Origin of the sequence: Phyllobacterium sp. (assembly GCF_037994405.1) — a bacterium.
In the GTDB taxonomy this organism is placed as follows: Bacteria; Pseudomonadota; Alphaproteobacteria; order Rhizobiales; family Rhizobiaceae; genus Phyllobacterium.
Genome location: NZ_JBBNAN010000354.1, coordinates 1 through 2540, shown reverse-complemented (window position 1 = coordinate 2540; position 2540 = coordinate 1). Strand labels below are relative to the sequence as shown.

Genomic DNA, 2540 nt, shown 5'->3' with positions numbered 1-2540 from the left:
CTTGCTTCCATATGTGCGGCCTTTGGATGCGGTCGCACATGACCACTCTTCATGAACGGCCAGCGCCTTTCCTGGTTCGCCATTCCGGTGTTGAACACGTTGTTTCAGATTTTCATCAAGCTTGCTGCCGATGCGGTGAGTGGTCATGCCAGTGGCTGGTTTTCCGGATCACTCGCATCGCCCTGGTTCCTTGCAGCCGTTGCAGTCGAAATCGCGTGCTTCTTGACCTAGATGCAGGTCCTGTCGGAGCTCGATCTGAGCAAGGCGTTTCCACTTTCTGCTTTGAGTTACGTGCTGGTCGTCCTGTCGAGCTGGCTTTATTTCCGGGAACAGATCACCGCGCTTGAGTTGATTGGAAGCGCGCTCATACTTGGCGGCGTGTGGCTGATTGGGACGGCGTCCGGACCAAAGCACGCATGAAATCAAGTTTCCGCCAGTCACGACAAATGCGAGCCAGACGATGAAATGACCAGACATTTCCATTTTAAAGGCGATACCTCGGGCAAGGGTTCAATTCCAGAGGCGCTTGCCGATCGTGCGCTGCGTGCCGCGCTTGTTCGCATCGTCACCAAGGGCCGTCTGACGGTCACGACTGCCAAGGGCCAAAATTTGTCTTTCGGAGACGGCACCGGACCAGCGGTATCGGTCAGGTTTATAGACAGCCGGGCACAGTGGGCCTTTCTGGCCGACGCAGATATGAGGCTTGGCGAGCTTTTCATGGATGGCCGCCTTGTCGTCGAGGTGGGCTCTATCTACGATTTTATCGCGCTACTGTTGCGGGAAGCCCAGAACAACACCCATCCTTGGCCGGCGCGCTTCATAGGCACTCTGCGCGCCAGATTGAAGCAGCCTAATTTGCCCGGCCGATCGAAGCGCAACGTCGCGCATCATTACGATCTCGACGGCCGGCTGTACGAGCTGTTCCTTGACGCGGACCGTCAATATTCCTGTGCCTATTTCGAACACCCCGATCAGTCGCTTGACGAAGCACAACTGGCGAAGAAACGACATTTGGCGGCCAAACTCCTGCTCGAACCGCATCAGCGCGTTCTGGATATCGGCTGCGGTTGGGGCGGTCTTGCGCGGCATATTGGTGCAAGGGTGACGAAAGGTGAAGTACTGGGCATAACCCTGTCCGAAGAACAGCTGGCATACGCACGATCCTCGTTGGACAAGAGGGATGGTCGTGTTTCATTCGAGCTGCAGGATTATCGCCACCTGAAAGGCCGATTCGACAGAATCGTATCCGTCGGCATGTTCGAACATGTCGGTTCGGGCTCATACGGGACATTCTTCAAAACTTGCGCAAGACTGCTTAATGTTGATGGCGTCATGGTCCTCCACACGATCGGCTGTTCTTCTACGCCGGGTTTCACCACACCGTGGCTGAAAAAGTATATTTTCCTGGGCGGTTACATTCCTTCGTTGTCCGAAATTGTTCCCCAGATCGAGAAGGCGAGAATGATGGTAACCGATGTGGAGGTGCTGAGGCTCCACTATGCCTCAACCCTCGAAATTTGGCGCGATCGCTTTATAGCGAAGCGTGAGGCGGCGAGAGCACTTTATGACGAACGTTTCTGCCGGATGTGGGAGGTTTATCTGGCCGCGGCCGAAGCAGCGTTCCGATACGAGGACCTGGTCATGTTCCAGATTCAGATAGCCAAGCGCAACACTTCTGTTCCCATGACGAGGAATTATATTCGCGACGACGAGCTAAATGCGGACCGGAACCTCCAAGATTCTCGGCGCCGTGACGCCCAGTCAAAATCCGATGTGGAAGGACCGGCTCAGCACAATGCCGATTGTGTTCTGGTTCGGCGATCCAATGTCGGTAACGATCGGGCTGTCGGCAGCATCCCCGACCAGCCTGTCGAATTTGTCGTAGACCAGCAGACTCGTATTGGGCGTTATCTGATAGGTTGCGCCAACGACGAAACCGACTGATTTGAAGCCGGCGTCCGGTGAGAATGCGCTCAGGCTGCCGTTGTCCAGTGCTTCGGCAGGACTTACGCCGAAACTGTTTTCCATATATGTCGAATCCGCGAACGAGGCTCGGGGACCTGCCGAGAGCAGAAACTTGTCGCCAAGAGGCTGGAACCAATCGACCGCAAAATCCGCGACGAAGCCGTCATCGCTCTGAACGCCCTGGCGGGCTTCGGCTCTTACTCTCAGCCGGTTTTCGAGCAGCCAGTATTGTGCAAAAGCGCCTACATCGACGCTCCAGTTGATATCGTGCACACCAGGGACGTCGGAGTTCGAACGGTTGCCTCTGATATTGGCGGCAGGTCCAAGCTCAAGCCCGCCAACCTCGATCAGGGAAAAATCGATACTGTCGTCTGGAGCGCTCAAACCTGCAGGTTCGTTGGCCCGGCGGATGTCGAAGTTGGGTACAAAGCTAAAGTCATTGTCTCCCGACCCCTCAAACGTCGGCCCGTATTCGGTTCCGGCGCCCAAGGTTACAATCCAGCCCGCGTTCTCTTCGACCGTCGTGGCCGCCGGCTTATCCGCAGCTATGGAGGCGGTTGCAGACGAGAATGTTG

At 55.9% G+C, this 2540-nt stretch carries 2 protein-coding genes and 1 pseudogene; 2 read left to right on the top strand and 1 reads right to left on the bottom strand.

The genetic code is table 11. The features are described from left to right. Window positions 1–231: 231 nt before the first annotated feature. On the top strand, window positions 232–420 hold the full coding sequence (locus tag AAAC48_RS19580; protein ID WP_340655783.1) for an EamA family transporter: 189 nt from the start codon (window positions 232–234) through the stop codon (window positions 418–420). 45 nt (window positions 421–465) lie between these two features. Continuing rightward, window positions 466–1944 (top strand): cyclopropane-fatty-acyl-phospholipid synthase family protein, encoded by a 1479-nt coding sequence (locus tag AAAC48_RS19575; RefSeq protein ID WP_340655782.1) that lies wholly within the window; start codon window positions 466–468, stop codon window positions 1942–1944. Here the strand turns inward: AAAC48_RS19575 and AAAC48_RS19570 are convergent. Then, window positions 1837–2454 (bottom strand): annotated as a pseudogene (locus AAAC48_RS19570) (MipA/OmpV family protein); the annotation flags it as partial. The gene AAAC48_RS19575 and the pseudogene AAAC48_RS19570 sit on opposite strands and share 108 nt — an antisense overlap. Window positions 2455–2540 lie beyond the last annotated feature (86 nt).